The sequence below is a fragment of the Cedecea sp. Ae19-4 genome, assembly GCF_059801165.1.
The window spans coordinates 1-5,565 of the sequence record NZ_JBCHWG010000011.1; the positions used below are offsets into that span (position 1 = coordinate 1).

General features: G+C 42.8%; 4 protein-coding genes and 6 pseudogenes. 3 read left to right on the forward strand and 7 right to left on the reverse strand.

What is annotated here, in order from left to right:
- Positions 1 to 381 (reverse strand): annotated as a pseudogene (locus AAIE02_RS23440) (transposase); the annotation flags it as partial.
- A gap of 63 nt (positions 382 to 444) precedes the next feature.
- Positions 445 to 586: pseudogene (locus AAIE02_RS23445) on the reverse strand (helix-turn-helix domain-containing protein); the annotation flags it as partial.
- Positions 587 to 727: 141 nt separating this feature from the next.
- Here AAIE02_RS23445 and AAIE02_RS23450 point away from each other — a divergent pair.
- Positions 728 to 918: pseudogene (locus AAIE02_RS23450) on the forward strand (helix-turn-helix domain-containing protein); the annotation flags it as partial.
- Here the strand turns inward: AAIE02_RS23450 and AAIE02_RS23455 are convergent.
- From AAIE02_RS23455 to AAIE02_RS23470, 4 genes are all read right to left on the reverse strand, one after another.
- On the reverse strand, positions 873 to 1,169 hold the full coding sequence (locus AAIE02_RS23455; protein ID WP_498533406.1) for a hypothetical protein: 297 nt from the start codon (positions 1,167 to 1,169) through the stop codon (positions 873 to 875). The pseudogene AAIE02_RS23450 and the gene AAIE02_RS23455 overlap by 46 nt on opposite strands.
- Before the next feature lie 582 nt (positions 1,170 to 1,751).
- Positions 1,752 to 2,063: a hypothetical protein gene (locus tag AAIE02_RS23460; RefSeq protein ID WP_498533407.1), complete on the reverse strand. Its 312-nt coding sequence runs from the start codon at positions 2,061 to 2,063 to the stop codon at positions 1,752 to 1,754.
- A 203-nt stretch (positions 2,064 to 2,266) separates the two neighbouring features.
- On the reverse strand, positions 2,267 to 2,587 hold the full coding sequence (locus AAIE02_RS23465) for a hypothetical protein (RefSeq protein WP_498533408.1): 321 nt from the start codon (positions 2,585 to 2,587) through the stop codon (positions 2,267 to 2,269).
- Between the two features lie 9 nt (positions 2,588 to 2,596).
- Complete coding sequence (locus AAIE02_RS23470) at positions 2,597 to 2,818, reverse strand: helix-turn-helix domain-containing protein (RefSeq protein ID WP_498533409.1); 222 nt, start codon at positions 2,816 to 2,818, stop codon at positions 2,597 to 2,599.
- A gap of 678 nt (positions 2,819 to 3,496) precedes the next feature.
- On the opposite strand from AAIE02_RS23470, the pseudogene AAIE02_RS23475 reads away from it, so the two are divergent.
- A pseudogene (locus AAIE02_RS23475) lies at positions 3,497 to 3,634 on the forward strand (IS6 family transposase); the annotation flags it as partial.
- Positions 3,635 to 3,639: 5 nt separating this feature from the next.
- On the opposite strand, the pseudogene AAIE02_RS23480 reads toward AAIE02_RS23475, so the two are convergent.
- Positions 3,640 to 4,800: pseudogene (locus AAIE02_RS23480) on the reverse strand (IS3 family transposase).
- Positions 4,801 to 5,030: 230 nt separating this feature from the next.
- Here AAIE02_RS23480 and AAIE02_RS23485 point away from each other — a divergent pair.
- A pseudogene (locus tag AAIE02_RS23485) lies at positions 5,031 to 5,565 on the forward strand (transposase); the annotation flags it as partial.

Consider the following 5,565-nt stretch of genomic DNA (forward strand, 5'->3'; position numbering starts at 1 on the left):
GCTGCTGAAGCCAGAAATAAAATCCACTCGGATGGACATCCAGAACCCGACAGAGCAGACGAACTGGCCAACAACAGGAGTTGTCACGGATAAAGGCGTACCTCAGTCGGACAGCTTTGCGAAGTACGCCGCGGCTTTTTTTAATATGTCCCGTTCGTCAGTAACCCGCTTCAACTCATTCTGAAGACGGCGGATCTCGGCCTGAGCATCTAACTGTTCATTATTAGTGGAAGAATCCGGACCGTACTTCTTTATCCAGGCGTAAAGACTGTGAGTGGTGATATCGAGACGTGTTGCAACACTGGAAACAGAATGACCACGATCAACAACCTGTTTGACTGCTTCAATTTTAAACTCTTCAGGATAACGCTTACCGCTCATGGGCACCTCTCTTTAAGTCATTTTAAATGACTCTGAGGTGTCTGTTAAACCTGTGGCTATTCAAGGACGGTAGCCACCTGTCTGGTGGATTGTGAGCATGATAGAAGAATGGAATCTGTCGAACATTCTGGCGATATCATGCAGGGAATCACCTTGCTTTATACCTGTCCCATATAATCGACTTCTGTTCTGGCGTGTAGTTAATCCGAGTTCTTCATTTCATGGCAACGTCCCCCCTTGATTAAGGATAGCGTTGCATCGACCCGTTGAACTCACAGCTCAAAAGTGGTCAAGTCCCCTTACCGTACCGAAAACAAGGTGTATAAAAAATTAAAACGAGATAACTATTACACTTTATATTACCAATCCCTTGGTCAAATTCAAAGCCGATTTACTCAATCTGGCTGAAGAACTCAGTAGCGTATCAAATGCCGTTGAAATCATGGGTGTCTCACGTGATACATTTTATTAATCCAACTGCCCGACGAAGGCTATGAAGATGCTTGGATAGATCGAAGTCGCCTTGAACCTAACCTCTTTTCAATCTTTACCTTAAATTTTTCTATCTGCTTCTCTAAATCTGAACGGCGTTTTGGAGCTTTACTTACAACCTGCTTAGCCCCGGGAGTATCTTTTTTCACTCTTATATTCAATAGATAATCCAGCTTCTCTTGTTGTATCTGTATATTAGCAATTAATGCTTTCGAAGATTCATCAAGTTTTTTATCGCTATATGACCATACTGGAGAAACAAAGAATAGTGTAATCCATGAAATTTTTTTAAACATAGGAATCCTATAGATGATAAAGTAAATAACACATTTGTATTCTTTAAATAATCAAGCGATATTAACCTCATAAAATTTAATGTATGCCAGCATAAGGTGCCATAATCATTCAATAAATTATAAATTGAGCTTTTTAAGAAAAAACTAAAGTAGAATAATTAATCAACTTGATAGTTTAGAGTCTATTGTCACTCCCGTTTTTGCAGCATCGGTACTGAAGATGTTGTAGATTTGTATGAATCCATCCGGCGCCTGATGAATCTTAAAAATTCAATGGCCTTATGGCCTCTGCCAACCACAGATTATTCATCAGGCCGATTGGCCCTTTAAATTATCAGTAATCAGTGTTCACAAAACCAGATAATTGAATTTTAAACCCTATAAAATCCACACCATAAAAAATAACGGAGCATTGCAGATAATATAATTTTTTATTACTGAGCATGCGGCAGTTTTTTATTAGGTTCAAACATCACTAACAGTGATGTTTGAACCTAATACGATGAATAAAAGCATCCTTAATAGAACGACTATTCTGATTAGGCAGAGTAATAACTTAAGTGAACTGAGCTATCAGTTTTTTTATTCATCGACCCATTTAATAAAAATACCACGATAAATTTTATCTGTCGCGCATTTAAATGAAATTTCTCCACTAAGATGTTTATATGGATCTATAGATCCGTAGAGATTTGCATCACACACAAAAACCTCAAAGTAATTACCTGTGTCATCAAAAAGCCTGTAATCTCCTTTATCTAAAACAATAGTTCGCTCACCCTTATTAAGAATACCAACATCAAACGTGCTTACAAAGTAGTTTGTATCCATATCCACGGCAGTCCCATTTTTTTTTGGTGTAGCTAAAATCATTAAATTCAGTGACTTACTCATTATTTTTTTCTCCTTAATGTTGGTTTGGTATTTTAGCCGGCCCTTTGAATACTGAGATCGATTAAACCTGAAATATTACATTTCAACAACATAATCAGGATATTGTCGGTTACGGAAAAAATTACGTTACCGAAAAAATCTCGATCACCTAAAAGATATTGAGTTAAAACTCACAGGATCGAACGGAAACAGATAGTTAAGATTTAATTACTGAAAAAAAGTGTCTCAAGCCGCCACCCTTTTTCAAGCATGCAACTAAAAATCATGTCTTCTCTGCGTGCTTCATTTTCATCAAAATAATAAATAAATTCATTTTTATTATCACTACACGTACCTTTAGATGATTTATCATTCATTAACTCACGACTGATAGGGGAACTGTCAGTAGGTATTCTTTTCAAAGATATCATTCGGCATGCTGAAATATCTTTTTGCCTGTCGAAATCACTTCCTCCATATTTACTCCAATGAGTCAGTGTACAGGCTGATAATGTAAACGCCGCAATCAAAGTTATAACTTTCAAACACCACACTCAAATTTTTTTTAAATGATTTGTTTGGTATTTTATCAAGTCTCCAGGATTACAACCGAGCTCATCACAAATCTTTTCTAATGTGGAGAATCGAATGGCTTTTGCGTGTCCACTTCGTAGTATCGATAAATTTGCTTCAGTAATTTTTATTTTTTCTGAAAGCTCTTTACCAGTTATTCCTTTTTTCAAAAGTAAGGCATCAAGACATATTATTATTGACATATTAATTATACCGTAAATCTGTTTTCAGTCTGGATTTTGTTCGCTTCGAGCATTACTAAATACAGGAATCCAACAATTAAAGAAGCGCAAAGAAGTAAGTAGAATGAACTATCAACATTAAACTCCATTACGAAACTTCCTTTATTAAAACTCAATATTATACTTAATGCGGGTCTTACTAGTAAAGTAGATAATGCGAACGCCAGTAGACTAATTGAAACCCTTTTAATTTTATAAACTTGTTGAGAAGAAAAAAATCCTTTTTTTGATATCCACTAAATAAATCAGAAACGTGCCACAGTACAAGAACCAGAAAACCAGAGAAAAACAGGTCTGTGACAATATATACCAATTTACTTAGATTCCCAAAATCCTCTTTGAGGATGTTTACTGATGGAAATGCGCTGACTTGCACGAAATAATCATCCAGGATAAATGGAAACAATATGGTTGAAAGCGGAAAAACTATCATTCCTACAACCATTATAATTTTGACGATCTTACAATAATTTTCGATCTTTTCTGAGCTACCCATGCCGGAGCCTCATATGATAATAAATATCGATAAACAATAATTTACTATGTAGTGTTACATAAAATCAACTACATTTTTTTAGGTTCTTTTGCATTGAGGGGATGATCAGATAACATATTGTTTTTCCACGATGCTGCTTGCTCATGTCTCTTATTCGAAACTCCTTCAAACTCCTGCATTATCCCGTCGATATCATCGCTCGGTGTGTTCGCTGGTATCTGGCTTATGCCCTGATCCTTCGCAATCTTGAAAAGATGGTGGCTGAGCGTGGTATTGTTGTTTGATCCTACCCACGTAATGTGGACACAACTCTAAGCAAGGTTCTGGTTTTAAACTGTTCAGGGCTGAGGCCGCCGCAAGCACTGTGCCGACGCCAGCGATTGTAATCACACTCGATATAATTAAAAACCGTCGTCCGCATTATTTCCCGGCTCGCAAAGCGTTCTCCGTGGATACACTCCACCTTCAGCGAATGAAAGAAGCTTTCCACGCAGGCTTTGTCATAGCAGCAGCATTTTGCGCTCATGCTGCCGCGCAGATTATGCCGCTTCAGTAACGTCTGATAATCCGATGAACAGTACTGCCCACCACGGTCCGTGTGAACAATGACATTTTCCGGACGTTTGCGCCGCCAAAGTGCCATCTGCAGCGCATCGCAGCACAGTTGCGCGGTTATACGCGGCGACATCGACCAGCCAATGACGGCACGTGACCACAGGTCAATCACCACCACCAGGTACAGCCAGCCTTCATCCGTGCGCAGATACGTGATGTCACCCGTCCACTTCTGGTTCGGGCCGCTGGCGTAAAAGTCCTGTTTCAACAGGTTCTCTGACACGGGCAAGCCGTGCTCACGGTAACTGACCGGGCTGAACTTGCGGGCCGCTTTCGCCCGCAGCCCCTGACGGCGCAGGCTGGCAGCAATGGTTTTGATGTTGTATTCCGGCAGTTCATCAGCAAGACGGGGCGCACCATAACGCTGTTTTGCCTCAGTGAATGCCTTACGGACAGTGGTATCACAGACGAGCCGGAACTGCTGGCGTGGACCCGGCTTATGGCGACGCTGGCACCAGACATACCAGCCGCTACGGGCAACCCGAAGCACACGGCACATGGCTTTGACGCTGAACTCAGCCCGGTTATTTTCGGTAAAGACATACTTCATTTCAGGCGCTTCGCGAAGTATGTCGCGGCCTTTTGGAGAATGGCCAACTCCTCTGCCTGCTCCGCCAGCTGGCGTTTGAGACGGGCATTTTCAGCAGCGAGTTCATTTTCACGGTCAGAAGATGAGAGTTGTTGCTGCTGTGTACTTCGCAAGTTATAGAGCTGGGATTCATACAGGCAGAGCTCGCGGGCTGCTGCGCTCTGCCAGTTTAAGGGCTTCCTGACGGAATTCAGGCGTGTGTTGCTTACGGGGCTTTTTACTGGTTGATGCTGGTTTTGTCATGTTAGCTACCTCTGGTTGAGAGTTTACTCACTTAGTCCCGTGTCCGCTATTCGCGGGTAGGATTAGTCCCCATTCTGCTCTGGGCTGGATGACGCCATCTGAATTTGCCGAGAAGTCCGTCGGTTGCAAGAATATGCAGCCAACATGAGGTGACCCTGACCCGAAATCCGGCTCCATTCAGAAACAGAATTCCGGCATGATATTCACTTCCCTGATCTGAGGTTGTGCCGATGAAAAAGTCACGATTCACCGAAGAGCAGATTGTCTTTGCCCTGAAGCAGGCCGAACTGGGTACGCCCGTACCGGAAGTCTGCCGCAAGCTGGGCATCTCCGATGCCACGTTCTACACCTGGCGCAAAAAGTACGGCGGGATTTCGCCTTCAGAACTGAAGCATATGCGGCAGCTCGAGGAGGAAAACCTACGCCTGAAGAAGCTGGTTGCCGATCTGAGCCTCGACAAGGCCATGCTGCAGGACGTTCTGGCAAAAAAGAGCTGACGCTGGCACGCCTGCGCGAGTGGGTCAGGGACTTGCAGACCCGCTACGGCGCCAGTTAAAGACAGGTTTGTTTCGCGCTTAAGATCAGCCGCAGTTCGTACCGTTACCGCTCCGTTGCGGCTGACGACAGCGCGCTGCGGCTAAAACGCCCCCGCCGCAATAAATCTGCGCTGAAACGTCAGCCCCAGCCGCAGGGGCTGTATCCTAATCACGTATGGGGGATGGATTTTGTCTCCGATGGGCACTGTTGCAAAGATCTGTCGATGGT

What these genes read in the sequence shown, in the direction of transcription:
- AAIE02_RS23455 (WP_498533406.1), bottom strand. Translation starts at nt 1,169, where the DNA reads ATGTTTAAAAAAATTTCATGGATTACACTATTCTTTGTTTCTCCAGTA.
- AAIE02_RS23460 (WP_498533407.1), bottom strand. Translation starts at nt 2,063, where the DNA reads ATGAGTAAGTCACTGAATTTAATGATTTTAGCTACACCAAAAAAAAAT.
- AAIE02_RS23470 (WP_498533409.1), bottom strand. Translation starts at nt 2,818, where the DNA reads ATGTCAATAATAATATGTCTTGATGCCTTACTTTTGAAAAAAGGAATA.